The sequence below is a fragment of the Brevibacterium sp. LE-L genome (assembly GCF_050214925.1).
Classification (GTDB): domain Bacteria; phylum Actinomycetota; class Actinomycetes; order Actinomycetales; family Brevibacteriaceae; genus Brevibacterium.
Genome location: NZ_CP189759.1, coordinates 3,304,793 through 3,329,365 on the forward strand (window position 1 = coordinate 3,304,793; position 24,573 = coordinate 3,329,365).

The following is a 24,573-nucleotide window of genomic DNA, read 5'->3' on the forward strand; positions in this document are numbered from 1 at the left end:
AGCGCGGACTTTTCTCCCTCGCCCTCCCCCATTGCTACGTGACGGCGGCCCAGCAACCTCGCGCGAGGTTGCTGGGCCGCCGTCGGGTAGCAATTAGGAGGAGAGGGCGTCGGTGTCCTCGTCGACCCAGCCCTTCGACCGTTCCACGGCCTTGTTCCACAGGCGATAGACGCGATCGACCTTCTCCTCGTCCATCGACGGGTCCCAGCGTTTGTCCTCACGCCAGTTGGCCTTGACATCCTCCTCGCCGTTCCAGAACTTCACCGCGATTCCGGCCGCATAGGCCGCCCCCAGTGCCGTGGTCTCGACGACCTCGGGACGGATGACGGGCACGCCGAGGAGGTCGGCCTGGAACTGCATGAGCGTCTCGTTGGCGACCATGCCGCCGTCGACCTTGAGCTCGGTGAGCTCGACGCCGGAATCGAGGTTCATCGCGTCGAGGACCTCGCGGGACTGGAACGCCACGGACTCGAGCGAGGCACGCGCAATGTGGTTCTTGTTCACATACCGGGTCAGACCCACGATGGTGCCGCGGGCATCGGACTCCCAATGCGGCGCGAAGAGACCCGAGAACGCCGGCACGATATAGCAGCCGCCGTTGTCCTCGACCTTCTTGGCCAGGGTCTCGACCTCCGGAGCGTCCTTGATCAGACCGAGGTTGTCGCGGATCCACTGCACCAGCGAACCGGTCACCGCCACCGACCCCTCGAGGGCGTAGACGGCATCGGCGTCACCGATCTTGTAGGCCACGGTCGTGAGCAGACCGTTCTTGCTCGCCACCGGCTCGTTGCCGGTGTTGATGAGCATGAAGTTGCCGGTGCCGTAGGTGTTCTTCGCCTGCCCCTTCTCGAAGCAGGCCTGACCGAAGGTCGCCGCCTGCTGATCGCCGAGGATGCCGCAGATCGGGGTGTCGATGATCAGTCCGTTCTTCGCCCCGTAGCCGTAGATCTCCGAGCACGACTTGATCTCCGGCAGCATCTCGACGGGGATGCCCATCTCCCCAGCGATCTCGGCGTTCCAGTCGAGGGTGTCGATGTTCATCAGCATCGTCCGCGAAGCGTTCGTGACGTCGGTGACGTGGAGGCCGCCGTTGACCCCGCCGGTGAGATTCCAGATCACCCACGTGTCCATCGTGCCGAAGAGGAGATCACCGGCCTCGGCGGATTCCTTGACCCCGTCGACGTTGTCGAAGATCCATTTCGCCTTCGGCCCGGCGAAGTACGTGGCCAGCGGCAGACCGACACGGTCCTTGTACTTATCGGCCCCGTCATCGCCGGCGAGCTCATCGCAGATCTTCTGCGTCCGGGTGTCCTGCCACACGATCGCGTTGTAGACGGGCTCACCGGTGTGCTTGTTCCAGATCACGGTGGTCTCACGCTGGTTTGTGATGCCGACGCCCTCGAGCTGATGGCGGTTGATGTTCGCCCGGGTCAGCGCCTGGCCGATGGCTTCGTTCGTGTTCTTGATGATCTCGACCGGGTCGTGTTCGACCCATCCCGCGCGAGGGAAGATCTGCTCGTGTTCGAGCTGACCGGACGAGACGATCTGGCCGTCGTGGTCGAAGACGATCGCCCGTGACGAGGTGGTGCCCTGATCGATGGCGAGGATGAACTTTTCCTGACTCATTCTGACTCCTGTGTCGAGGTGGTTGTCTGTGATCGTACTCAGATGAGGGCTCGGGAGACCACACCTGCAAGGACGGCGCCGACCAGTGGGCCGAAGACCGGCACCCACGAGTATGCCCAGTCCGAGCCGCCCTTGTTCGGGATCGGCAGGAGAGCGTGGACGATGCGGGGCCCGAGGTCGCGAGCAGGGTTGATCGCGTAGCCGGTGGGGCCGCCCAGCGACGCGCCGATCGCGACGACGATGAGCGCCACGGCCAGAGGACCGAGCCTGTCCGGGGTGCCGCCGAAGAGGAGGACGACGATGACGAGCACGAAGGTCGCGATGACCTCGGTGACGAAGTTCCAGGCGTATGAGCGGATCTCCGGGCCGGTCGAGAAGGTGCCGAGGATGTTGCCGGGGTCCTTCTCCTCGTCGTAGTGCTTCTTGTACACCGCCCAGGCGAGGAACGCACCGATCATCGCTCCGATCAGCTCGGCGGCGAGGTAGGCGATGGTGTTGCTCACGGTGACGGGGATCCCGTCCGCGTACTCTGCGGCCCCGCTGAACAGGATGCCGAATGTCACGGCCGGGTTGAGGTGCGCTCCGGTCTTGTAGGCGACATAGACGCCGGCGAAGACGGCAAGTCCCCAACCGAAGGAGATCAGCAGCCAGCCGCCCCCGTTGCCCTTGGTCTTGCCGAGGACGACGTTGGCGACGACGCCGACGCCGAGCAGCATGAGCATCGCCGTGCCAGCGATCTCGTGAAGGAAGATAGTGCCCATATCTCACAAACTCCTATTGTTTGTCTTTCCGGTGGGTGTTCCGGTCGATGGTCGACCCGGGCGATGCTCCGGGGGCGGTCGATATTCGGTTGTCGTCCCGCACGTCGTTGTGAACGACTCAGTGGAGGGTTTCACCGACCAGAGCCGCCGCCGAGGCGTCGTCATCGGTGGACTCGGCCGCGACCTGGGCGTCGACGTGGGCGTTGAATTTCTCGACCTCGGCCGACACCCGGTTGTCGTCCCAGCCGAGCACCGCGCCGACGATGGCGGCGACCGCCTCGGCGGCGTTCTTGCCCCGATCGCGGGTTTCGTAGTTCAGCCGCATGCGGCGTTCGATGATATCGCCGAGGTGGACGGCCCCCTCTGCGGCGGCCGCATAGTAGGCCTCGACGCGCAGATAGCGGTCGGCACCGTCCAGAGGCCGACCGAGTTCGGGATCCTCGTCGACGAGGTCGAGCAGATTCTCGATGAGGGTGCCGTAGCGACGGATGAGCCGACTGACCCGGTCTTCGTCCCAGCCGTACTTCTCAGCGATCCCGGTCTGACCGCGACGCAGCGCGCCCACGCCCTGGGCACCGAGCAGCGGCACGGATTCGGTCAGTGACCTGCGGTCCTTCGCATCGTCGCCGAGGACGAAGTCGACGGCGTCTTCGGCCATCACCCGGTAGGTGGTGAATTTGCCGCCGGCGATCGCGGCAAGTCCGGGTTCGACTTCCATCACAGTGTGTTCCCGGGAGACCTTCGTCGAGGCCTGCCCTTCCTTGACCACGGGCTGCAGCAGCGGACGCAGACCCGAGTACACTCCGATGACGTCCTCCCGGGTGAGTTTGTCGGCGAGGATCGCATTCGCATGCTCGAGCAGGTACTCGATGTCCTTCGAGGTCGCCACGGGACTGTCGACGTCTTCGGTCCACGGAGTGTCGGTGGTGCCGATGACCCAATAGCCTTCCCAGGGGATGACGAAGAGGACGGATTTCTCCGTCTTCGAGATGATCCCCGTTCCCGGGTCGGCTTTGATCTTGTCCTGGGCCACGGTGATGTGCACACCCTTGGAGGCGAGCACCTTGAGTCCGGCATCGGCCTTCGCCAGGTCCTGCTGCTCCTCGGTCCATACGCCCCCGGCGAGGATAGTGCGACGGGCGTGGATATCGAATTCCTCTCCGGTGACCTCATCCCTGGCATGCACACCAGTGACTTGGTCGCCGTCATGGAGGTAGCCGATGACCGAGACGTGGTTGGCAGCGGCCGCACCGTAGCCGACAGCCGAACGCACGAGCGTCATCACGAACCGCGCATCGTCGACCTTCGCATCGTAGTATTCGAGCGCACCGACGGCGGCATCGTCGGCCAGCCCCGGGAAGTGTGCGCTCAGCGCCTTCTTGGACAGATGCCGATGCATCGGCACGGCTCGTTTGCGGCCCGGTCGGGTGGCCATCGTGTCGTAGAGGAGGACGCCGGAGCCGATGAAGGCACGGTCGATGAGACGGTGCTCGAAGGGGAAGACGAAGGCGACGGGCTCGACGAGGTGAGGAGCGGTGTGCTGCAGCAGCAGGTCACGTTCCCTCAGCGCCTCGGCGACGAGTTTGAAGTCGAGCATCTCGAGATAGCGCAGACCACCGTGCATGAGCTTCGAGGACCGAGATGAGGTGCCGGAGGCCCAGTCCTTCGAATCGACGACTCCGACCTTGAGACCGCGTGTGGCCGCGTCGAAGGCAGAGCCTGCGCCGGTCACACCACCGCCGACGACGAAGACGTCGAGTGGATCGGCCGCCGTTGTGTTCTTGAGGGTCTCGAGGGCCTGTTCGCGGTAGTGCGGGGACAGCTCACCATTTCGCATCGGCAGAAGCGTGCTTTCTATCAGACGTTCGGACATCCACCATTGTCATCCCGGTTCGGGACGATGAGTCGAGCCGGAAGCGGATAGTCAAAAACTAGCAGGCAATTCTGAGGTGCGATACTGACCGGTAGACAACAAGCGACGACGAGGCGGCCGAATCAGTCGAGTGCGGCGACCGCTTCGACGCGCATCGTCGAGGACTGCTCGGCCGAATCCAGCAGGTCGAGTTTGCGCATGATGATGCCTTCGCGCAGTGCCCACGGCGAGATGTTCATGACGCCGATGTCGAAGATCGTGAATGCCGCTTCGGCGACGATCGCACCGGCGAGCACCTGACCGGCACGGGCTTCGGAGACGCCGGGCAGCGTCGCCCGCGCCGCCGGGGTGCGTGTGGCCAGGGTATCGATGATGCCTTCGAGATCGCGACGGAAGAGTTTCCTCGGGGCGTAGATGCCGTCCCCGCTCGGGGCGGCACCGGCGATGCGGGCCAGGGAGCGGAACGTCTTCGAAGAGCCGACGACCTGGTCGGGCACGCCGACCCTGTTGATGTCACCGGCGATGCGTCCGATCTGCGCCCGTGCGTGTTTGCGCAGTTTGTGGATGTCCTCGGCCGAAGGGATGGGGTCCGGCAGGAAATCCGAATAGGTGCGTCCGGCGCCGAGCGGAACCGACACGGCCGCTTGCGGGTATTCGTCCTGACCGACCGCGATCTCCAGAGAGCCGCCGCCGATGTCGAGCAGCAGGATCTTTCCGGCCGACCAACCGAACCAGCGGCGAGTGGCGAGGAAGGTCACGCGGGCTTCGTCCCGGCCCGACATCACATTGAGGGTGACCCCGAGCTGAGCGTTGATCGTTTCGATGAGCGCCACCCCGTTCGGGGCATCGCGGACCGCCGAGGTGGCGAAGGCGAGTATCTGCTCCGCCCCCTGGTCCTCCGCGATCTCGACGGCTTCGGCGATGAACGAGTGCAGACGTTCCTGGCCCTCCGCATCGATCGTTCCGTCGTCGCTGAGGTACTCCGCGAGACGCAGCACCTCCTTGTGCGAGGTGGCAGGCAGGGGCGGTGCTCCGACGTGAGCGTCGACGACGAGGAGGTGGACGCTGTTGGAGCCGATATCGAGGACTGCAAGACGCATTCGCTCAGTTTATCCCGTCTTCAGGCTTCGCCGTCTGTTGCCCACGCGGACTTCGCGAACGCGAAATCCGGCGGTCGTTTGGCGAAGAAGGCCTCCTGCCCGCGCGTGATCTCCTCCCGGTACGCCGAATCCAACCACCGAGGCGGCTCCTCACCTGCAAGCAGATTCCCGTCGAGGATCGCTTTGGCCCCGACCTGGCTGAGCCGGGACAGGCCGACGATCCGCTCCCCCAGTGCCTGCGCCGCAGCCAGGGGAGTCGGCGTCGTGTCATGGAAGAAGCCGAGTTCGGCCATCTTCTCGAACTTCACGATCGACGCTGTGATCAAGAGGTACCTGGCCCAGGAGTCTCCGAGGATCTGCGCCAGACGCTGGGTGGGCCCGGCCGGGTAGACAAGGCCGAGCTTCGCGGCGGTCACACCGAAGATCGACCCGGGGGCGGCGATGCGGATGTCGCAGGCGGCAGCGATCTCGGTGCCTCCGCCCACGCAGTTTCCTTCGATCGCCGCGATCGTCGGAGTCCGCGAATTCGCTACGGCCGCCTCGGCGGAGGAGTTGAGCTCCCAGAAGTCGGCCAGCGGAACATCGAGGTCGGCGATGTCCGAACCGGCGGAGAAATGCCCGCCGGCACCGGTGATGATCAGCGCACCGATCGAGTCATCGGCGTCGACGGAGGCGATGATCTCCGGCAGCGCCCGCCACATCGCACGCGAGATCGCGTTGCGTTTCTTCCTCCGATCGATGACGAGGGTTCCGACCCCACCGGTGACGGTGAAGTCGAAACCCTCGAGATCGACCGGACGGTACAGACCGTCAGGTCCCATAATGCTGTTCTGCCTTTCGGACCTCTCAGCCCCGGTTGTCCGGGACCTCACGCTGGTCCTCACCGTCGTAAGCACTCAGGGGACGGATGAGGGCGTTGTTCGCCTGCTGCTCGAAGATGTGAGCGGTCCATCCGGTGATGCGGGCCATCACGAAGATCGGAGTGAACTGCTCGGTGTCGAAGCCCATCAGGTGGTAGGCCGGGCCCGAAGGGTAGTCGAGGTTGGGGTAGATTCCCTTGCGCTCGACGAAGTCCTCTTCGAAGGCGTTGTACAGATCGAGCAGATCCTTGGCGCCCTTGGCCTCGACCATGTCCTCGAAGGCCTTGCGCATGGTGGGAACGCGCGAATCGCCGTTCTTGTACACGCGGTGGCCGAAGCCCATGATCTTCGCCTTCTTGGCCAGCGCCTCGTCGATCCAGGCCGAAGCCCTGTCGGCGGTGCCGACCTCTTCGAGCATCGCCATGACCGCTTCGTTCGCGCCGCCGTGCAGGGGGCCCTTGAGCGCACCGACGGCACCAGCGACGGCCGAATAGAGGTCGGACGTCGTCGAGGTGATCACGCGGCCGGTGAACGTCGAAGCGTTGAACGAGTGCTCGGCGTAGAGGATCATCGACACGTCGAAGCAGCGCACGACCTCTTCGGTGGGAACCTCGTCGAAGACCATCTTGAAGAAGTTCGCGGCATAGCCGAGATCCCTGCTCGGAGCGACGGGATCGAGACCGTGACGGCGACGGTGGTCGATGGCCACGATCGTCGGCAGCTGCGCGTAGAGGCGCTCGGCCTTGGCCAGGTTCGCCTCTTCGCCCTCGACATCGGCTTCGGGGTCGACGGCGCCGAGGTAGGCCACGGCCGTCTGCACGACGTGCATCGGGTGGCAGTCCTTCGGCAGGTCGAGAATGAGCTGGATGAGCTTGTCGTCGATGGCACGCTGGGCGCGCTCACGCTCTTGGAATTCCTCCAGCTGAGCCTCGGTGGGCAGTTCGCCGTTCCAGATGAGGTAGGCGACGTCCTCGAAGCTGCGCTTGGCGGCGAGCTCCTGGACGGGGTAGCCGCGGTAGGTCAGCGAGTTCGTTTCCTGGACTACTTTCGAAACGGCCGTGGTGTCGACGACGACGCCGGCAAGGCCCTTCTTGATTTCTTCGGTCACTGGTGACCCTCCTGTGAGAAGTTGAATACTGCGGCGTCAAAATCGTTGTACGCAGCGTAGTCGATCGTGTCGTACAGGTCCGCACGGGTCTGCATGCCCTCGAGCAGGTCCACCTGAGTGCCCTTGTCCCGAATGGTCTCCAGGCCCGTCTTGATCGCACCCATGGCGATGCGCAGAGTCGTGACCGGGTAGATCACGAGCTTGACTCCCGCATTCGCCAGCTGCTCTGTTGTGAACAGTTCGCTCTTTCCGAATTCCGTCATGTTCGCCAGGATCGGCACATCGACGGCCGACGCGAAGGTCTCGAACTCGCCGAGGTCGCGCATCGCTTCGGGGAAGATCATGTCCGCTCCCGCATCGACGTAGGCCTTGGCCCGGTCGATGGCGGCGTCGAGACCTTCTCCGGCGCGAGAGTCCGTGCGGGCGCAGATGACGAAGTTCTCATCGCGACGGCCCTTGACCGCCGCTTTGATCCGCTTGGACATCTCGGCCGCGGTCACGACCTCCTTGCCGTCGAGGTGGCCGCAGCGTTTCGGGTTGACCTGGTCTTCGAGGTGCATGCCCGAGATCCCTGCGTCCTCGAACTCCTGGACGGTGCGGGCCACGTTCATGGCTTCGCCCCATCCGGTGTCGGCGTCGATGAATGTCGGCAGGTTCGTCACTCGCGCGATGTTGCGTCCGTGGTCGGCCACCTCGGTGAGCGTGGTCAGCCCGATATCGGGCAGACCCATGGCCGCGGAGAATGCACCGCCGGAGATGTAGACGCCTTCGAAACCGGTCTGCTCGATGATCTGAGCGTTGATCGGGTTGATGGCGCCGGGGAACTGGACGATCTTGTCGCCGGCGAGGAGTTCGCGGAACTCAGCGCGACGCTCGGCCGGGGTTGCCTGTGCGCCGAGCATCAGAAGATGCCCTTCGATCCGCTGTGCTCGAGTCCGTCGACGACGAAGCTGAGTTCGCCCACACCCGAGGCATCGAGGTTCTCGAGGTTCTCAGCGAGGTCGAGGAACCGGGCCTGCTCCGCATCGGAGATGACGCCCTCGGCGAGGGTCTTGAACTTCTCGATGTAGTTCGCCCGGGCGAAGGGACGCGCACCGAATGGGTGGGCATCGGCCACGGCGATCTCGTCGGTCAGTGTCGATCCGTCGTCGAACTCGATCTCCACGCGGCCGCCGAAGGCCTTCTCGTTCGGGTCGGTCGAGTGGTAGCGACGGGTCCACTCCGGGTCCTCGGTGGTTTCGATCTTGTGCCACAGCTCGACGGTGTCGGGACGACCGGCGCGCTCGGGAGCGTAGGAGTGCTCGTGGTGCCAGCCCTGGTCCTGCATGGCCACGGCGAAGATGTACATGATCGAGTGGTCGAGGGTCTCGCGGCTGGCCTTGGGATCCATCTTCTGCGGATCGTTCGCGCCGGTGCCGATGACGTAATGGGTGTGGTGCGAGGTGTGGATGACGACGCGCTTGATCTTCGTCAGATCCTCGATCTGTCCGCCGAGCTTGCGCGCAAGGTCGATGAGCGCCTGCGCCTGGTACTCGGCCGAGTGCTCCTTGGTGTAGGTGTCGAGGATCGCACGCTTCGCTTCGCCCTGGCCCGGCAGCGGGACGGTGTAGCGGGCCTCGGGGCCGGAGAGGATCCAGGCGATGAAGCCGTCTTCGCCTTCGTAGATCGGGTTCGGTGCCCCTTCACCGCGCATCGCACGGTCGACGGCCTCGACGGCCATCTTCCCGGCGAAGGCGGGAGCATGAGCCTTCCAGGACGAGATCTCGCCCTTGCGCGACTGACGGGTCGCGGTGGTCACGTGCAGCGCCTGCTGGACGGCCTGGAAGGTGACCTCGGTGGGCAGGCCGAGCAGCGCGCCGATGCCGGCCGCCGCGGAGGGGCCGAGGTGGGCGACGTGGTCGATCTTGTGCTCGTGCAGGCACATGCCCTTGACCAGGTCGACCTGGATCTCGTAGCCGGTGGCGATGCCGTTGATGAGGTCCTTGCCGCCGATGCCCTTGTGCTGGGCGACCGCGAGGACGGCCGGGATGTTGTCGCCGGGGTGCGAGTATTCGGCAGCGAGGAACGTGTCGTGGAAGTCGAGTTCACGCACGGCCACACCATTGGCCCAAGCGGCCCATTCCGGAGAGAAGCGATCGGTCACGGGCAGACCGAAGATGTTGGCACCCGGGTTGAACGGATGAGCCTGCGCCTGCTCACGAGCGTGCGTCGGAGCGGAGCGGCGCACCGAGGCGGCTGCCACGGCGGCGTTGTCGATGATGCGGTTGATGACCATCTCGGTGACGTCTGCGTCGACCGGCGTCGAGTCGGATGCGACTTCGGCGATCTTCCAAGCGAGCTGATCTTCGCGAGCCAGGTTCTCTGAGCTCTTATGAGTGCGGACTTCATGATTGATCATGGATACCCCTTCATAGTCCTTGACCGGAACTGGTCGTCAGGTGCTGACCCCACTGTAGGTCACGGCACTCGGCAGATCTCTGCCGGTCGGAGATTTATCTCGACATCAAGATATTTTACCCGATGTGTGCGCTGGTTCACCAACAGGGTCCGATGCCTCTTCTGCACCGACCCCCGATATGGGACGATTGCCTCATGACCCGCACTGCATTGGACTTCGATGAGAACTGGTTCGACGATGCGGAGTTCGCCCGCCTGCGCAGACGGATCCCCATCCCCTACGTCAACGCGATCCCCGTGCGAGTCGGCGAGGCCGGCAACGTCGAACGCATCGGACTGCTGCTGCGCAGCCTCGAGGACGGAACCCTGGGCCGCGAGGTCGTGGGCGGGCGCATCCGCTTCCACGAATCGATCCGCTCCGCGCTCATGCGGCACGCCGAGAACGACCTCGGCCCGATGGCGCTGCCGGTCATCCCGCCGTCGATCTCCCCGTTCCACATCGCCGAATACTTCCCGACCGAAGGCTCCGGCCTCCTCCACGACCCCCGGCAGCACGCGATCTCGATGTGCTTCGTCCTCGAGGTCCGCGGCGAGTGCACTCCACGAGCCGATGCCCTCAGTCTCGACTGGCTGACCCCCGAGGAGACCCTGCGCCCCGACATCACCAGCGAGCTCTGCCACGGTCAGGATTTCATCCTCAAGGCCGCGCTCACCCATCTGGGCTTCCCGGTCTGAGACTGCGGTTCTCACAGACACCATTTTCTACATTCCGTAGAATAACCTTGGTAGACTGGTGGCGACGCAGACGATACCGCTGGTCGGGGCCGTCGTCGGCGTCTGGGTTGGCCAGGCCCCGAGGGAGAGGTTCGAGATGTCTGCCCAGTCCCCAATGCCCGAGTCCCACACCCCCGAAACACGTCCGGCTGATGCCCGGCCGTCCGAGTCCGGTCTCAACCGGGAATTCGGCGTCCTCGTCGGCTTCGACGGCTCCGAACTCGCCGGTCTCGCGGTCCGCTGCGGCGCGCTGGAAGCCGAACGACGCAAGACCACGTTGACCGTCGTGACCGCATATCCGCTGCCGACGATGATCTACCCGAACATGGCGTCGATTCCCAGCGAGCCCGAGGACGCGATAGCGAAGCAGGAAGCGGAGAAGATCCTCGCCGAGGCGGTCGAACTCCTCCGCGATCATCCCGGAGAGAAGAGCTTCCGCACCGTGCCCGGCGATGCGGCCGGCTCGCTCATCGCGCTGAGCACCGATGCCGAGGTCATCATCCTCGGCGCGCGGGGCCGAGGCGGCTTCATGGGCCGCGTCCTCGGCTCGGTGTCCACCGCCGTGCCGGCTCACGCTCACTGTCCGACGATCGTCGTCCCCCACCATGCCGCGAACGCCGAGGCGGACGGACCGGTGGTCGTGGCCGTCGACGGTTCGGACACCGGCCGGGTCGCCATGGTCACCGCGGCCGCCGAAGCCGCCCTGCGCCGAACAGCACTCGAAGTCGTCGCGGTGCTTCCGGCGGGAGAGGAATGGCTCTACTGGTACCCCGAGCTCGAGCTCAGCTCCGAAGTCACGGGACGGCGGCAGAAGCAGATCGCTGCCGGACTGGAGGAAGAGATCGCGCAGCTGTCCGAGCAGTTCCCGGATCTCGAGGTGTCCTCCTCGGTGCCGGTCGGTGACCCCACGCAGACGCTCGTCGAGATCAGCGCCAGGGCGCAGCTGACGGTGATGGGCACGCGCGGACGAGGACGGTTCCGCAGCGTCCTGCTCGGCTCCGTCTCACGCGGAGTCCTCAATCATGCCGAGGGCACGGTGATGGTCGTCCCGAGCTGACAGCAACGGCACCTGACAGCGCAGCGGCACCTGAGGGTCCGCGGACCGGACAGCTCCGTGCCGGAGCCCGCTCTCCCCTGTTGTACAGTGGTGGCTACGACAGGGGAGCGCCGTCAGGGGCGCTGAGAGTGCAGAAGAAGCTGCAGACCCTCGAACCTGATGCGGCTAGGACCGCCGAAGGAAGTCGAGACTCTTCACCCCTCCTTGTATGAGGAGGCACAATGCCGAAAACCACCACACCGAAAACCACCTCCGCCGCGGCGACCGCACACACCAGGGCTCCGAAATCGAAGCAGTGGCGGGTCGTGGACTATGTCACCACCGCCGTGCTCGGCATCGCCGTCGGGCTCGTGTTCTGGGTGTTGGCGCTGAGCTGGAAGGTCCTCGAACTCGCCTTCCAGGCCTTCCCGCCCTCGATCGGGCTCATCGCCGGCCTGTGGGTCCTCGCCGGCCCCTTGGCCGCTGCGATCATCCGCAAGCCCGGAGCCGCGCTCCTGTGCGAACTCATCGCCGCCATCGTCGAGGCGGTCCTCGGCTCACACTTCGGAGCCACCGTGCTGCTGTCCGGGTTCATTCAGGGCCTCGGTGCCGAACTCGTCTTCGCCGCCTTCGGCTACAGGCGGTTCACGCTCTGGATCACCGCACTGTCAGGGGTCGTGGCCGCGGCGTTCATGGCTGTGAGCGAGAACATCATGTACAACGCCGAATGGCAGTTCGGCTATCAGGCGATCTACGCGGTGTGCGCCATCGTCTCCGGCCTCGTCCTCTCCGGCATCGGCGCCTGGTACGCGTATCGGGCGATCGCAGCCACCGGGGCGCTGAGCTCGTTCGCCTCCGGTCGCCTGCGCTGATGGCACTGCCGATCACGGCACGCGGATACTCGTGGACGCATGCCGATCGCGATACACCGGCTGTCGGGCCCCTCGACATCGACATCGCCGCGGGTGAGAAGGTCCTCCTCCTCGGCCCCTCGGGGGCCGGCAAGTCGACTCTGCTCCATGCCATCGCCGGCGTCCTGCCCGAGGAGTCCGGCGAATCCAGCGGTGAGCTCCTCGTCGGCGGCGAGGCTCCGAATCCTCGCCGAGGCGGCACCGGACTGGTCCTGCAGGATCCCGATTCGCAGGTGATCTTCTCCCGCATCGGCGACGATGTCGCCTTCGGGATGGAGAACCTCGGTCTGCCCGCCGAGACCATCGAGGCTCGGATTCCCTCGTCTCTGCGTGCCATGGGACTCGACCTGCCCGCCGAGCATCCGAGTGCGGCGCTGTCCGGCGGGCAGAAGCAGCGTCTAGCTCTGGCCGGCATCCATGCGATGTCGCCGGAGGTCATCGTCCTCGACGAGCCGACGGCCAATATCGATCCGTCTTCCGCGCCCGGCGTCCGTGATGCCGTCCTTGCCGTGCAGGCCGAGACTCAGGCGACCATGCTCGTCGTCGAACACCGCGTGGGGCTGTGGCTCGATCACGTCGATCGGGTGATCGTGCTCGGCCGGCAGGGAATCCTCGCCCAGGGCGCTCCGAGTCGGGTCTTCGGTCATCCGAATCTCTCAAGCGTTCTCATCGACTGCGGGATCTGGGTGCCCGAGGATCCCTCACGATCCCGCGATGACCGTACCCGGTCGCTGAGCGGATCCGGCCGGACCGATGGTGAGCCCGAACGGTCACGGGTCCTGTCCGACCGGGCGGACGACCGCCTCGGCGAGGTGCTGCTGCGCACGGAGGAACTCAGCGTTGCGCGACCGCGGATGCGCGCGCCCGCGGTCGCCGGCCTCGATCTGAGTCTGCGCGCCGGGCAGGCGCTCGGCCTCGTCGGCCCGAACGGGGCCGGGAAATCGACGACAGCACTGACCATGGCCGGGCTCATTCCCGAATTCGCCGGTGCGGTCCACGCCGAGGCAGAGCTGCGTGACGGACTCAGACGCACCCGCCCCTTCGCCTGGCCTTCTGCTCAGTTGGCCCCGCGCATCGGGATGGTCTTCCAGGAACCCGCGCATCAGTTCCTCGCTTCCAGCGTCGCCGGCGAACTCGAACTCGGTCCGCGACTGGCCGGCTGGTCGAGTGCCGAGATCGCGACACGAGTGGATGACCTGCTCGTGTCACTCGGTCTGGCCGAACTCTCGCAGACGCACCCGCAGAGCCTGTCCGGAGGAGAGAAACGGCGCCTGTCGGTGGCGGCCATGATGGCACCTCGACCGCGAGTCCTCATCGTCGACGAGCCGACCTTCGGTCAGGATGCGCTGACGTGGGCGGGACTGGTCGAGATGTTCCTCGATGCTCTCGCGCACGGATCTGCGGTCGTGGCGGTCAGTCACGATCAGGCGTTCCTCGAGGCGATCGGGGCCGATCTCCTCGATCTCGGCGACCACGGTGGTGGGGCCACGACTCTGTCCGCCGACGTCCAGGTCAGGGCCGGTGATCGCGGTGAGTAAACGACTCGTGCGGGTGCGCTCCTCCCCCACCGAGGCGGCCGTTCCGGATCCGGGCCAGCTCATTCCCGTCATGCGCAGCACCCTCGTGGTTCGGTGCAACCCGCTGACGAAGATCGGCGTGGCACTCATCCTCATGGTCGGGGCTCTGCTGAGCATCGATCTGGTCTCGGCCGGAGTCGTCTTCGTCTTCTGCCTTCTTGCCCTTCCGGCCACGGGTCTCGACCTGTCGGCCGCGGCGAAGAGACTGTGGTTCCTGCCTGCCGGCGCCCTGCTCGCGGCCTGGGGTACCGCCTTGCTGGCGGAGAAGACCGGACCCGTCGTCGTCGACTTCGGACCGATCCTATTCACCACCGGATCGCTGTCCGCGGCCGCCGCGATCTTCCTCCGGGCTCTGGCCCTGGCGATTCCGCTCATCGTGCTCGCCTCGACGATCGATCCGCGCGACCTGTCCGATGCGCTCATCCAACATCTGCGCCTGCCCGAGGTGGTCGTGGTCTCTGTGCTTGCCGCCTCGCGGCTCCTCGGACTCCTGGTCAGCGAATGGCAGGTGCTGTCGATGGCGCGGCGAGCCAGGGGTGTGGCCGGAGGTTCGCTGCTGCGGAGGACTCACAGCCTCTTCAGCGGGGTGTTCGTCCTGCTCGTAGTCTCGATTCGTCGCGCCACCACACTGGCGATGGCGATGGAGGGCCGTGCGTTCGGTCGTCCCGGCCGGACATGGCGCAGGCGCTCACACTTCGGGATCCGGGATCTCGTGGTCGTGCTCATCAGCCTGGCCGTCTGTGCACTGGCGATCGTCGCCGCGCACCTGCTGGGGACCTGGAATCCGATCATCGGCTGAAGCTGAGCCGAAGCGCTTCAGTCCCGGGCCGACGGGCCTGCGAGCCGGCTGAGGAAGTCCTTGCCGAAGGCCCGCCAGTCTTCGAGAGCGTCCGGGCTCGGCAGCTTCGAGGTGGTGAGGACGACGAGAGTCTTGTCGTCGCTCTTCGCCTCGGCGGCGACTTCGACCTTGATCCCGCCGTCGAGGTCCGCTCGCCAGAAGGAGCGCTTCGCGGTCTCGGAGGTGCGGGGTTCTCCCTCGAGGGCCGCTCCGTTGAGAGTGCCGTCGACGAAGGAGGCGAACTTCGCGATGAGGTCGCTGCGCTGACCGGAAATCGTGCGGGAGACAGCCACGTCGAAGGTGCCGTCGGCACGCTGCCCCGGCACCCGCCGACCGATCTCCTGCTCGTAGGCGACGACTGCACCTTGGACCCACCAGCCGTGGTTGTCGACTTGGCCTTCGAACTGCGGATAGAGAGCGTCGGCAAGTTCTCTGTGACTCGCCGACGCTCCCCCGGCCGCCTCGAGGCGAGCGCGGGTGTCCTCCCACTTCTCGCCGAGGGCGGTCTCGATCGCCGGAATGTTCATCCCTCTGGTCGCCATGGCAGAAGTCTAATCTCTGCGGCGCCCAATAGCGACGGTTCAGGCCGGTCCGGCGATCAGTCGATCTTGAGTTCGCCCATCTCGTCCCAGCCTTCGCCGTCGATCTTGCGGGAGATGATCTTCGGGGTCGAGGCCAGGTGCGGGCGCATCGCTTCGAGCCCGGCAGCGAAGTGATCGCTCGTGACATGCGGTTCGGCACCCTCGTCGGTGAATGCTTCGACGAGGACGAACTCGTTCGGGTTCTCCAGGCTCTTCGACCATTCGAAGAAGAGATTGCCCGGTTCGGCCCGGGTCGCCTCGGTGAAGGTGCGCACTGCCTCGGGGAACTTCTCGACGCTTTCGGGTTTCACGTCGTACTTCACAACGATGAAGATCATGGGATTCTCCTTCAGCTCTTTGGTGGATGGTTCGTCTTCAGCCTAGTTCGGTCGACCGCACGAATCGACTGGACGCAGCGAGAACGCCTCACAGTCGTGTGGCGATGAGGACGAGGAAGTCGCTGCCGGCGTCGAAGGGGTGCAGTTCCCAGGTGGAGAACCTCTGATCGACGAACATCCCGGTGGCCCTGAGATCGTCGGCGAAATCATCGAAATCGTAGCCGCGTCCGGCGCCGAACCCGGACACGAAGCGGCCGCCGTGCTTGAGCGTGGACTTGATGTTGCTCAGGGTCTGCCGGCGGGAGGCCGGGTCGAGGAAGGCGAGCACATTGCCGGCGCAGAAGGCCACGTCGATCTCATCGATCCCGGTCCCTGCGAAATCGAAGTCGGCGAGATCGCCGGTGTGCCATTCCCCGCTTGGGTAGTCCTCCTCGGCGACGGAGATGAGGAATTCGTCGAGATCGACGCCGTATACAGTGTGCCCTTCTTCGATGAGCAGACCGCCGGCCCGCCCCGTGCCGCAGCCGGCGTCGAGGATCCGAGCTTCGCGCGGAGCCATCGCGTTGACGAGTCGGGCCTCTCCCCCGATGTCGTGCCCGGCGGCGACCTGTTTGCGCCACATCTCGGCATAGTTCGCCGAATGCTCGGGGTTGACCCTGCGGACCTGGTTCCACTTGTGATCGAAGCTCATGGCCTCATCCTAGGACGATTTCACAGCTCCCGACGTCGAGGTCGGTGCTCACACGAACACTTCGGCGATGACCGCGGCCACGGCGCTGACCGGATCGCTCGGGTCCGGGGAGGTGAGCACGATGATCTCACGCCCTCCCGCCTCGGCGACGGGATGCAGATCGACATCGGGCCCGCTCAGGGACATCATGATCGGCGTCGCCAGGGTCAGGCCCAGCCCGGTCCCTGCGAGTGCAAGGGCGACCGCGGTGTCGGTGACGATGTGCGTCTCCTTCGCATTGATTCCCAGCGCCGAGGTGGCCAGACGCATCGCTCGGCCGAAGAGCTCCTCGGCCGGCGGGAGGATCCAATCCGCCTCGGCCAGTTCCGTCTCCCCCGGTCGAGCCCGGCCGGTGGGCACGACGATGCCGAAGTCCTCTTTCGCCACCGCCTCCCAGCTCAGCCCGCGCATCGGCGGCAGCGGCACCGCCGGATAGTTGATCCCGATCCCCAGATCGATGACTCCGTCGATGACGGCCGCTGACATCGACTCCACATTGATCTCCCGTGCCCGGACCTCGATGTGCGGGTGGCGCTGCGCCAACCGGTGCACGACTTGCGGCAGCGCTGTCATCGATGCGGATCCGAACACGCCGAGGGTGACGATCGCTTCGCTGCGGAAGTCGCGGCCGAGCATCGCCATCTCGGCCTGCTTCTGGGCGGCGAGGATGTTCCGTGCACGCGGCAGCAGGGTGCGCCCGGCCTCGGCGAGGATGAGCCCGCGGCCGCGGCGGACGAACAGTTCGGAGTCGACGACCTTGCGCAGTGCGGCGATGTGCTGGGACACCGCGCCCACGCTGTAGCCGAGGTGGTCGGCTGCGCGCGTCATCGATCCCAGTTCGGCCACCGCGACGAAGGTGCGCAGCTGCCCGAGTGTCCACGTCATGGAGGCATCCTAGCTGTCTTTAGGTTTCCTCAACAGAGTGTTCACAAACTCTCTCTTGTCCTTAACTGTGAGGGCGAGCACAATGGGGGAAAGTCGCAGTCCGCCGACATCGACGTCGGCGTCTTTCGCCTCTGCGGCGGCCAAAGGCGGTCGCCGCGGGGGCAGACAGGGAGGTCACAGTGGAGATCCCGACCGCACCGAACACGGATCCGACCACGCCCGAAGGGGTACCGGCGAGCGCATCGGTGGTCATCATCGGCGCGGGAGTGATGGGCGCGGCCATCGCCTTCCACCTGGCCGAACGAGGCGTCGAAGACGTCGTCATCGTCGAACGCGACACTCCCGGCTCCGGTTCGACGTCGAAAGCGGCAGGAGGTGTGCGCTGCCAGTTCTCCGACGAAGTGAACATCGCCTTGGCCGCGCACGGCCTCGAGGTGCTGCGGAACTTCGAAACCGATTTCGGAGTCGACATCGACCTCGTGAGCAATGGCTATCTGTTCCTCCTCGACTCCGAGGAGTCCGCGCAGGCCTTCTCCGAGAATGTGGACCTGCAGCAGCGGATGGGACTCGACTCGCGCATGCTCACCGTCGCTGAGGTGGCCGAACTCGCCCCGTACGTGAACACCGAAGGGCTCGTGGCCGGGGCGTTCAACCCCGGTGATGGCCATTGCACCCCCGAGGCGGTCGTGTCCGGGTACATCACGGCCGCTCGCGAACGCGGCGTGCAGGTGCTCAAGGACTGCGAGGTGACCGGATTCGAGACCTCAGCCGGACCCGACCGTGAGGTCACCGCGGTGGTGACGGACCACGGCACCATCGCCTGCACCCAGGCCGTGTGCGCGGCCGGTGCCTGGTCCGGACTCATCGGAGACCTGGCCGGGGTCGATCTTCCGGTGAAGCCGCTGCGACGGGAGATCATGGTCTCGGAACCGGTCGACTTCGACACGACCGGGATGCCCTTCACCATCGACTTCACGACCAGCTACTACGTCCACCCGGAAGGTCCCGGTCTGCTCTTCGGCTGCCCCGATGAGGTCGATGACTGGTCGTTCAATGACAAACGGGACCCGAATTGGCTGACCACCCTGGCCGAACGCATCGAAGCCCGCACGCCCGCGCTCATCGATGTGGAGGCCAAACGCGGGTGGGCGGGACTGTACGAGATGACTCCGGACCACAATGCGCTCATCGGTGAGGCCGAAGAGCTGACGGGATTCTTCTACGCCTGCGGGTTCTCCGGCCACGGTTTCCTCATGGGGCCGGCCGTCGGGGAGGTCGTCGCCGACCTCATGACCGGCCGCGCCCCCTTCGTCGACGTGACCCCGATGGACAAACGCCGTTTCATCACCACCGGACTGCGCAAGGAGCTCAACGTGGTCTGAACGCCCCACCCCACATACCTTCCTGCACCACCGTCACCGAAAGGACAGCAATGACCGCACTGCCCACCGACCAGACCATCTCCGACCTTCTCACCGCCGGACTCAGCGCCTGCGGCGTCGACCGATCCGTACTCGAAGGGTCGGTCGCCTCGGCGCATCTGCCCGCCCGCTCCCCCATCACCGGCCAGAGGCTCGGCACCCTCGCCGCCGACACCCCGGAGACGGCGGCAGGGAAGATCGGTGCCGCCGCCGAGGCCTTCGCCTCCTGGCGTGACGTGCCGGCGCCCGTGCGCGGACAGCTCGTCCAGAGGTGGGGCCAGCTGCTGAGTCAGCACAAGGAGGATCTCGCGAAGATCATCACCGTCGAGGCCGGAAAAACCCCCTCGGAGGCAGCCGGCGAGGTGCAGGAGATGATCGACATCTGCGAGTTCGCGCTCGGCCAGTCCCGACAGCTGTGGGGCAAGACCATGCCCAGCGAACGACCCGGACACCGGCTCATGGAGACCTGGCACCCGCTCGGCGTCGTCGGCGTCATCTCCGCGTTCAACTTCCCTGTGGCCGTGTACTCCTGGAACACTGCCCTGGCCCTGGTGGCCGGGGACTCCGTGGTGTGGAAGCCCTCGGAGAATGCCGTGCTCGCGGCCTTGGGCGCACAGTCTCTGCTGGCGCGGGCCGCCGCCGAGGTGGGGGCACCAGAAGGGCTCGTCCCGGTCCTCGTCGGAGGCAGGGACATCGGTGATGCGATGGTGCGTGACGAACGGGTGGCTCTGGTCTCGGCCACGGGATCGGTGCGCATGGGTCGTGAGGTCGGGCCCGTCGTGGCCGAGCGCTTCGGGCGGATCCTGCTCGAGCTCGGCGGCAACAATGCCGCCATCGTCGCGCCGAGCGCCGATATCGAACTGGCTCTGCGCGGTGTCGTCTTCGCCGCCGCCGGCACCGCCGGGCAGCGCTGCACGACCCTGCGCCGGCTCATCGTCCACGAATCCATCGCCGATGAGTTCGTCGACAAGATCGTCTCGGCGTATCGGACGTTGAGCATCGGCTCACCGACCGATGACGGTGTGCTCGTCGGCCCCCTCATCAACGCAGGCTCCTTCGATGCCATGCAGGCCGCCCTCGAACAGGCCACGGCCGAAGGCGGCGAGGTGCTCTGCGGCGGAGCACGGGTGCTCGCCGAGGAACGGCCCGATGCCCACTATGTCGAACCGGCGGTGGTGCGGATGCCCGCACAGACAGCGGTGATGGAGTCAGAGACCTTCGCACCGATCCTCTATGTCGTGACCTATTCGGATCTCGACGAGGCGATCGAGATCCACAACGGGGTCCCGCAGGGCCTGTCCTCGGCGATCTTCACCTCCGAACTGGCCGAATCGGAGAGATTCTTCTCTCGGTCGGACTGCGGCATCGCCAATGTCAATATCGGCACTTCGGGTGCGGAGATCGGCGGAGCCTTCGGCGGAGAGAAGGAGACCGGCGGCGGCCGCGAATCCGGCAGCGATTCATGGAAGGCCTATATGCGACAGGCGACGAATACGATCAACTACTCGGGCGAGCTGCCCCTGGCCCAAGGAGTGGAGTTCCTCTGACGAGCGGGCACTCGGTCCGGCTGACCTCGAACGGGCAGCGGCCCTGTGACGCGCAATCGCCTTCAGGTCACGCGAAACTCGAAAAAGTCGTCGCCAGTGATGACCTTTTCGAGCTTCGCATTGACTGAGCGAACCGGACGCCCACAACAGGACAAGGTTTCCTGATGACGTGAGTGAGAATCCGCTGCTACCAGCTGCCTATGATGTGATCTGGTCCGGCGTCGTCCTGCTGCTCGTCGTTCTGCTCATCTGGGCAATGGTGAGCATCGCCCGATCGGGGCTCGACGCCCGAGTGAGACTCGTCTGGGCGATCATCGTCCTGCTGCTGCCCGTCGTCGGGCCGATCTGCTGGTTCGTCGCGCGACCGCAGAAGGAGAACGGCGGCCTCAGCTGAAGGGCCGTGAGTGCGCATCGCGATCAGCCGCACGAGCCGAAGAGTTAGCGCGTCACTTCTCTCAGGTAACGCGAATCTCGAAAAACGCGTCGCCGGCGACGACTCTTTCGAGATTCGCGTTACCTGACGCCGGTCGCGGCGGGGTGAAGAGTCCGCAGCGCCAGCACGCCCACGGCGGGCCGGGTTCTCTTCCTGCGGCTGTCTCCTTGCCCACAGATGCGCGTGCGGCCGCGACTTCGGGACCGCCGAGGACTAAAATCGACACGAACCCCCTGCGCATCGTTGAAGGAGAACACCCGTGATTGAGCTGAAGACACCCGCCGAGATCGACAAAATGGCGGTCACCGGCCGATTCGTCGCGCAGACATTGGCCGAATTGTCTTCGACCGCGGAGCCCGGCATGAACATCATGCACTTGGAGAAGCGCGCGCGGAAGCTCATCGAGGACGCCGGGGCGGTCTCCTGCTACTGGGACTACGCACCCTCATTCGGTGAGGGCCCCTTCAGGAACGTCATCTGCCTGTCGGTCAACGACGGCGTCCTCCACGGCAAGCCCCACGATTATGTGATGAAGGACGGCGATCTCCTCACCCTCGACTTCGCGGTGTCCATCGACGGCTGGGTCGCCGATGCCGCCCGGTCCGTCGTCGTCGGAAACGGCAGCGAAGAGGACCAGAAGCTCATCGATTCGACGTGGGCCGGCCTCGAAGCCGGCATCGGTGCCGCCCAGGCCGGCAACCGCCTCGGCGACATCTCGAAGGCGATCGGCGATGTCGCCGATGCCCAGCGCATCCCCGTCAACCTCGACTTCGGCGGCCACGGACTCGGCCGCACGATGCACGAGGATCCGCACGTGCCCAATCGCGGCAAAGGCGGTCGCGGTCTCGTCCTCAAACCCGGACTGACGCTGGCGATCGAACCGTGGTGGTCCTTCACTTCGAAGAAGCTCACCGTGGACAAGGACGGCTGGACCCTGCGCCTTGCCGACGGTTCCCACGGCGCGCATTCGGAGAACACGATCGCCATCACCGAGGATGGTCCACGGGTCCTCACCGCGCTCGACTGACCCGGCCGCCGCACTTCTGTCAACGGGGCGTCCGACGATGAGATCGTCGGGCGCCCCTTCATCGTCCGCAGATTCTCGTGTCATGGTCTCGTGCCAGAATTGCGGTATGTCTTTCACGTGTGCCGAATGCGGCTATTCGACGGTCAAATGGCTCGGACGCTGCCCCGAGTGCCAGGCCTGGGGCACCCTCGAGGAGAGGGGCGCGAAGACTTCGAAGGTGAAGACCAAGGTCAAGAAGTCCAGTGGGGCGAAACCGATCAACCAGATCGACTCGACGCTGGCGCAGGCGAAGGAGACGTATGTCTCCGAGCTCGACCGAGTGCTCGGCGGCGGAATCGTCCCCGGTGCCGTCGTCCTGCTCTCCGGCGAGCCGGGCGTCGGCAAATCGACGCTGCTGCTCGATGTCGCGGCGAAAGCCGCGATGTTCGGTGCCAAAGTCCTCTACGTCACGGGTGAGGAATCGGCCGGCCAGGTTCGGCTCCGGGCCGAGAGGATCAACGCCCTGGCAGACTCGCTCCTGCTTGCCGCGGAGACCGACCTCGGGTCGGTACTGGGCATGATCGAGGCCGAGGAACCCGAACTGCTCATCGTCGATTCCATCCAGACTCTGGCCTCCTCCGAGGTCGAAGGCGTCCCCGGTGGTGTCACCCAGGTCCGGGAGGTCGCGGCCGCACTCATCCGGGAAGCGAAGGCCCGGTCCCTGCCCACGGTCCTCGTCGGCCACATCACGAAGGACGGCACAATCGCCGGACCCCGGCTCCTCGAACACCTCGTCGATGTCGTATGCACCTTCGAGGGAGAGAAGCACTCTCGCCTGCGTATGCTGCGGGCGGTGAAGAACCGTTTCGGACCCACCGACGACGTGGGCTGCTTCGATATGGCTGAGAACGGCATCCACAGCCTCGAAGACCCCTCGGGACTCTTCCTCTCCCGCAGCGGAAACAACCCGCCGGGCACCTGCCTGACGGTGACCCAGGAGGGCAAGCGCCCCCTGCTCGTCGAAGTGCAGTCGCTGATCACCGAATCCGCCGGCGGCCAGTCACGCCGGTCGGTCTCGGGAGTCGACTCCTCCCGAGTGGCGATGATGCTGGCCGTGCTCAGCCAGAACATCCCCGGCGTCCAATTGGCCAAGAACGACGTGTTCGCCGCCACGGTCGGCGGGGCGAAGCTGTCCGAACCGGCCAGCGACTTGGCCATCTGCCTGTCCCTGGCATCGGCGGTCACGGGCAGACCGCTGGCGAAGAAGTTCGTCGGCATCGGCGAAATCAGTCTGTCCGGGGAGATCCGCAATGTCCCCAACCTCGGACAGCGGCTCAACGAGGCCAGACGTCTGGGCATCACTCATGCCATCGTGGCCAAGGAGGCCATGCGCAATGTGTCGACACCGGACACTATGACAGTCAGGGAATGCGAACACATCGCCGAGGCGGTACAGGTCCTGCTGCTCAACGGCGGATGAGAACTCGGGGAAGAGAAAGTTCGGGACTTTCGGACGGTTTTAGAGCATCCTTGAGTCATGACCACAACAGTTTTTCCGGCACTGAGAACCACGGATGCGGCGGCCACGATCGCACTGCTGGTCACGCTCGGGTTCACTGAGCGTCTGATGGTCCGCAATGAGCAGGACCCCGAACTCGTCGACCACGCCGAATACGCACTCGGCGAGACCGGCGGGATCATGATCGGCTCCGTCCGCAATGACGGTTCGGCACTCGACGCCGTCGGCGGCAGCTCGATCTACGTCGTCGTCGACACGGAACGCGAAGTCGATCGTCTCTACCAGGAGATCGTCGATATGGGGCATGCGATCGTCAGACCGGTGGCGACACAGTCCTACGGCGGTCGGGAATTCGACTTCCGCGACCATGACGGCAATTCCTGGGGTGTGGGCTCCTACCGCGGAACCTGAGCGACACACCCCGAGGAGTCACCCCTGATGCTCTGCCGAGTGGGCTCGGTCGGGCGGGCTCAATCCTGCGCCGCGTGGTTCAGTCCTGCGGTTCCTCGGACTTCTCTTCCTCGGATTTCTTCGTCTCTTCGGCCTTCTTCTTCTCGTCCGCGGCCTTCTTCTCTTCGGCCTTCTCCGCGTCGCTCTTCTCAAGCTCGAAGCTCGTCGGCTTGCTCTCTTTGTCGTCGAGCTTGACGATGAGGTCGTACTCGCCGGATGCGAAGTCATCCTTCGCCCGGTTGCAGTTCTTATCGACCTTGACCCGAGTCCACTTCAGTTTCGCCGTCTTCTCCGACTGCGGAGCGAATTCGGTCGAGACCTCGGCATTCTCATCCTTCGATGCCGCGCAGTACTTCGATGACCAGACCACATCGCCGTCCTTCTCGACGACGAACTCCTGCTGCTTGGTGCCGACCTCGATGAGGCAGGTCGCGGTGTGGCTGTTGCCGATGACCATGCCGAACTCGGGTTCCTGACCGTCTTTGACCGACTTCGGGTCGACCTTCGCTGTCAGCGAGACTTTGTCGTCGGGGCATTTGCCGCTCGCGGCCTTCTCATCCGGCACGGGTGCTGCGGTGCTCTGCTCGCTCGTCTGCTCCGGTTCGGCCGTGGTCTCGTCTTCGTCCGAGCTGCCGCTGCCGAGGGCTTTGACGATGCCGACGATGCCCACCACCAGCAGCACGAGGACGATGATGGTCAGGACGCTCAAGGTGATACGGCGTCTGCGGTACACGTGAGCAGGCAGCTTCCCGCTAGACTGGCGGGGCTGTCCGGCAGCTCTGTTCGGCTGCGAACCACGATT

Annotated in this window: 24 protein-coding genes and 1 riboswitch; of the genes, 11 read left to right on the plus strand and 13 right to left on the minus strand. The window is 65.4% G+C overall.

Annotated elements, in window-relative coordinates; all coding sequences use genetic code 11:
- Window positions 1–93: 93 nt before the first annotated feature.
- The 8 genes from glpK to ACQE2J_RS15115 form a co-directional block, all read right to left on the minus strand.
- Entirely contained in the window at window positions 94–1,626 is a 1,533-nt protein-coding gene (gene glpK, locus ACQE2J_RS15080; RefSeq protein ID WP_425120307.1) for a glycerol kinase GlpK, read from the minus strand.
- Between the two features lie 38 nt (window positions 1,627–1,664).
- A complete protein-coding gene (locus tag ACQE2J_RS15085) occupies window positions 1,665–2,387 on the minus strand; it encodes an MIP/aquaporin family protein (protein ID WP_135537208.1) in 723 nt (240 codons plus the stop codon).
- A 118-nt stretch (window positions 2,388–2,505) separates the two neighbouring features.
- A complete protein-coding gene (locus tag ACQE2J_RS15090; protein ID WP_425120306.1) occupies window positions 2,506–4,224 on the minus strand; it encodes a glycerol-3-phosphate dehydrogenase/oxidase in 1,719 nt (572 codons plus the stop codon).
- A gap of 158 nt (window positions 4,225–4,382) precedes the next feature.
- Entirely contained in the window at window positions 4,383–5,360 is a 978-nt protein-coding gene (locus ACQE2J_RS15095) for a Ppx/GppA phosphatase family protein (RefSeq protein WP_135537210.1), read from the minus strand.
- A 20-nt stretch (window positions 5,361–5,380) separates the two neighbouring features.
- Window positions 5,381–6,181: an enoyl-CoA hydratase/isomerase family protein gene (locus ACQE2J_RS15100; protein ID WP_425120305.1), complete on the minus strand. Its 801-nt coding sequence runs from the start codon at window positions 6,179–6,181 to the stop codon at window positions 5,381–5,383.
- 25 nt (window positions 6,182–6,206) lie between these two features.
- Window positions 6,207–7,328 carry a bifunctional 2-methylcitrate synthase/citrate synthase gene (locus tag ACQE2J_RS15105; protein ID WP_425120304.1) on the minus strand — a complete coding sequence of 374 codons (1,122 nt, stop codon included), beginning with the start codon at window positions 7,326–7,328 and terminating at the stop codon, window positions 6,207–6,209.
- Window positions 7,325–8,230 (minus strand): methylisocitrate lyase, encoded by a 906-nt coding sequence (prpB, locus tag ACQE2J_RS15110; RefSeq protein ID WP_135537213.1) that lies wholly within the window; start codon window positions 8,228–8,230, stop codon window positions 7,325–7,327. Before prpB ends, ACQE2J_RS15105 begins: the two co-directional genes overlap by 4 nt.
- Window positions 8,230–9,726, minus strand: a complete 1,497-nt coding sequence (locus tag ACQE2J_RS15115; protein ID WP_135537214.1) for an MmgE/PrpD family protein — start codon at window positions 9,724–9,726, stop codon at window positions 8,230–8,232. The genes prpB and ACQE2J_RS15115 overlap by 1 nt, the downstream gene beginning before the upstream one ends.
- A gap of 194 nt (window positions 9,727–9,920) precedes the next feature.
- Here ACQE2J_RS15115 and ACQE2J_RS15120 point away from each other — a divergent pair, with 194 nt between their 5' ends.
- From ACQE2J_RS15120 to ACQE2J_RS15140, 5 genes are all read left to right on the plus strand, one after another.
- Entirely contained in the window at window positions 9,921–10,460 is a 540-nt protein-coding gene (locus tag ACQE2J_RS15120; RefSeq protein ID WP_135537215.1) for a DUF4916 domain-containing protein, read from the plus strand.
- 136 nt (window positions 10,461–10,596) lie between these two features.
- Entirely contained in the window at window positions 10,597–11,556 is a 960-nt protein-coding gene (locus ACQE2J_RS15125; protein WP_240689515.1) for a universal stress protein, read from the plus strand.
- 91 nt (window positions 11,557–11,647) lie between these two features.
- A riboswitch (TPP riboswitch) is annotated at window positions 11,648–11,756 on the plus strand.
- 21 nt (window positions 11,757–11,777) lie between these two features.
- Complete coding sequence (locus ACQE2J_RS15130) at window positions 11,778–12,407, plus strand: ECF transporter S component (RefSeq protein WP_425120302.1); 630 nt, start codon at window positions 11,778–11,780, stop codon at window positions 12,405–12,407.
- On the plus strand, window positions 12,407–13,984 hold the full coding sequence (locus ACQE2J_RS15135; protein WP_425120301.1) for an ABC transporter ATP-binding protein: 1,578 nt from the start codon (window positions 12,407–12,409) through the stop codon (window positions 13,982–13,984). Before ACQE2J_RS15130 ends, ACQE2J_RS15135 begins: the two co-directional genes overlap by 1 nt.
- Complete coding sequence (locus ACQE2J_RS15140) at window positions 13,977–14,822, plus strand: energy-coupling factor transporter transmembrane component T family protein (protein WP_425120300.1); 846 nt, start codon at window positions 13,977–13,979, stop codon at window positions 14,820–14,822. The genes ACQE2J_RS15135 and ACQE2J_RS15140 overlap by 8 nt, the downstream gene beginning before the upstream one ends.
- A 17-nt stretch (window positions 14,823–14,839) precedes the next feature.
- Here the strand turns inward: ACQE2J_RS15140 and ACQE2J_RS15145 are convergent, their stop codons facing one another.
- The 4 genes from ACQE2J_RS15145 to ACQE2J_RS15160 form a co-directional block, all read right to left on the minus strand.
- Window positions 14,840–15,403 (minus strand): hypothetical protein, encoded by a 564-nt coding sequence (locus ACQE2J_RS15145; RefSeq protein ID WP_425120299.1) that lies wholly within the window; start codon window positions 15,401–15,403, stop codon window positions 14,840–14,842.
- A 56-nt stretch (window positions 15,404–15,459) separates the two neighbouring features.
- Complete coding sequence (locus ACQE2J_RS15150; protein ID WP_135537219.1) at window positions 15,460–15,780, minus strand: putative quinol monooxygenase; 321 nt, start codon at window positions 15,778–15,780, stop codon at window positions 15,460–15,462.
- An 88-nt stretch (window positions 15,781–15,868) separates the two neighbouring features.
- On the minus strand, window positions 15,869–16,471 hold the full coding sequence (locus ACQE2J_RS15155; RefSeq protein ID WP_425120297.1) for a class I SAM-dependent methyltransferase: 603 nt from the start codon (window positions 16,469–16,471) through the stop codon (window positions 15,869–15,871).
- A gap of 48 nt (window positions 16,472–16,519) precedes the next feature.
- On the minus strand, window positions 16,520–17,395 hold the full coding sequence (locus ACQE2J_RS15160) for a LysR family transcriptional regulator (RefSeq protein WP_425120296.1): 876 nt from the start codon (window positions 17,393–17,395) through the stop codon (window positions 16,520–16,522).
- A gap of 179 nt (window positions 17,396–17,574) precedes the next feature.
- On the opposite strand from ACQE2J_RS15160, the gene ACQE2J_RS15165 reads away from it, so the two are divergent.
- The 6 genes from ACQE2J_RS15165 to ACQE2J_RS15190 all read left to right on the plus strand — a co-directional run bounded on the left by ACQE2J_RS15165 (window position 17,575) and on the right by ACQE2J_RS15190 (window position 23,732).
- Entirely contained in the window at window positions 17,575–18,777 is a 1,203-nt protein-coding gene (locus tag ACQE2J_RS15165) for an NAD(P)/FAD-dependent oxidoreductase (RefSeq protein WP_425120294.1), read from the plus strand.
- Window positions 18,778–18,827: 50 nt separating this feature from the next.
- Entirely contained in the window at window positions 18,828–20,363 is a 1,536-nt protein-coding gene (amaB, locus tag ACQE2J_RS15170; RefSeq protein WP_425120293.1) for an L-piperidine-6-carboxylate dehydrogenase, read from the plus strand.
- 169 nt (window positions 20,364–20,532) lie between these two features.
- Window positions 20,533–20,757: a PLD nuclease N-terminal domain-containing protein gene (locus tag ACQE2J_RS15175; RefSeq protein WP_135537223.1), complete on the plus strand. Its 225-nt coding sequence runs from the start codon at window positions 20,533–20,535 to the stop codon at window positions 20,755–20,757.
- Between the two features lie 298 nt (window positions 20,758–21,055).
- Window positions 21,056–21,823 carry a type I methionyl aminopeptidase gene (gene map / locus ACQE2J_RS15180; RefSeq protein ID WP_135537224.1) on the plus strand — a complete coding sequence of 256 codons (768 nt, stop codon included), beginning with the start codon at window positions 21,056–21,058 and terminating at the stop codon, window positions 21,821–21,823.
- A gap of 106 nt (window positions 21,824–21,929) precedes the next feature.
- Window positions 21,930–23,282: a DNA repair protein RadA gene (radA, locus tag ACQE2J_RS15185; RefSeq protein WP_425120292.1), complete on the plus strand. Its 1,353-nt coding sequence runs from the start codon at window positions 21,930–21,932 to the stop codon at window positions 23,280–23,282.
- Between the two features lie 57 nt (window positions 23,283–23,339).
- Window positions 23,340–23,732 carry a VOC family protein gene (locus tag ACQE2J_RS15190; RefSeq protein WP_426936536.1) on the plus strand — a complete coding sequence of 131 codons (393 nt, stop codon included), beginning with the start codon at window positions 23,340–23,342 and terminating at the stop codon, window positions 23,730–23,732.
- A 79-nt stretch (window positions 23,733–23,811) separates the two neighbouring features.
- On the opposite strand, the gene ACQE2J_RS15195 is transcribed toward ACQE2J_RS15190, so the two are convergent.
- Window positions 23,812–24,480 carry a hypothetical protein gene (locus tag ACQE2J_RS15195; protein WP_426936537.1) on the minus strand — a complete coding sequence of 223 codons (669 nt, stop codon included), beginning with the start codon at window positions 24,478–24,480 and terminating at the stop codon, window positions 23,812–23,814.
- Window positions 24,481–24,573: the final 93 nt, after the last annotated feature.

Excerpts from the sequence above, each read along its gene's own strand:
- glpK (WP_425120307.1), bottom strand. The coding sequence starts at position 1,626 with ATGAGTCAGGAAAAGTTCATCCTCGCCATCGATCAGGGCACCACCTCG.
- ACQE2J_RS15085 (WP_135537208.1), bottom strand. The coding sequence starts at position 2,387 with ATGGGCACTATCTTCCTTCACGAGATCGCTGGCACGGCGATGCTCATG.
- ACQE2J_RS15090 (WP_425120306.1), bottom strand. The coding sequence starts at position 4,224 with ATGCGAAATGGTGAGCTGTCCCCGCACTACCGCGAACAGGCCCTCGAG.
- ACQE2J_RS15095 (WP_135537210.1), bottom strand. The coding sequence starts at position 5,360 with ATGCGTCTTGCAGTCCTCGATATCGGCTCCAACAGCGTCCACCTCCTC.
- ACQE2J_RS15100 (WP_425120305.1), bottom strand. The coding sequence starts at position 6,181 with ATGGGACCTGACGGTCTGTACCGTCCGGTCGATCTCGAGGGTTTCGAC.
- prpB (WP_135537213.1), bottom strand. The coding sequence starts at position 8,230 with ATGCTCGGCGCACAGGCAACCCCGGCCGAGCGTCGCGCTGAGTTCCGC.
- ACQE2J_RS15115 (WP_135537214.1), bottom strand. The coding sequence starts at position 9,726 with ATGATCAATCATGAAGTCCGCACTCATAAGAGCTCAGAGAACCTGGCT.
- ACQE2J_RS15120 (WP_135537215.1), top strand. The coding sequence starts at position 9,921 with ATGACCCGCACTGCATTGGACTTCGATGAGAACTGGTTCGACGATGCG.
- ACQE2J_RS15125 (WP_240689515.1), top strand. The coding sequence starts at position 10,597 with ATGTCTGCCCAGTCCCCAATGCCCGAGTCCCACACCCCCGAAACACGT.
- ACQE2J_RS15130 (WP_425120302.1), top strand. The coding sequence starts at position 11,778 with ATGCCGAAAACCACCACACCGAAAACCACCTCCGCCGCGGCGACCGCA.
- ACQE2J_RS15135 (WP_425120301.1), top strand. The coding sequence starts at position 12,407 with ATGGCACTGCCGATCACGGCACGCGGATACTCGTGGACGCATGCCGAT.
- ACQE2J_RS15145 (WP_425120299.1), bottom strand. The coding sequence starts at position 15,403 with ATGGCGACCAGAGGGATGAACATTCCGGCGATCGAGACCGCCCTCGGC.
- ACQE2J_RS15150 (WP_135537219.1), bottom strand. The coding sequence starts at position 15,780 with ATGATCTTCATCGTTGTGAAGTACGACGTGAAACCCGAAAGCGTCGAG.
- ACQE2J_RS15155 (WP_425120297.1), bottom strand. The coding sequence starts at position 16,471 with ATGAGCTTCGATCACAAGTGGAACCAGGTCCGCAGGGTCAACCCCGAG.
- ACQE2J_RS15160 (WP_425120296.1), bottom strand. The coding sequence starts at position 17,395 with ATGACGTGGACACTCGGGCAGCTGCGCACCTTCGTCGCGGTGGCCGAA.
- amaB (WP_425120293.1), top strand. The coding sequence starts at position 18,828 with ATGACCGCACTGCCCACCGACCAGACCATCTCCGACCTTCTCACCGCC.
- radA (WP_425120292.1), top strand. The coding sequence starts at position 21,930 with ATGTCTTTCACGTGTGCCGAATGCGGCTATTCGACGGTCAAATGGCTC.
- ACQE2J_RS15190 (WP_426936536.1), top strand. The coding sequence starts at position 23,340 with ATGACCACAACAGTTTTTCCGGCACTGAGAACCACGGATGCGGCGGCC.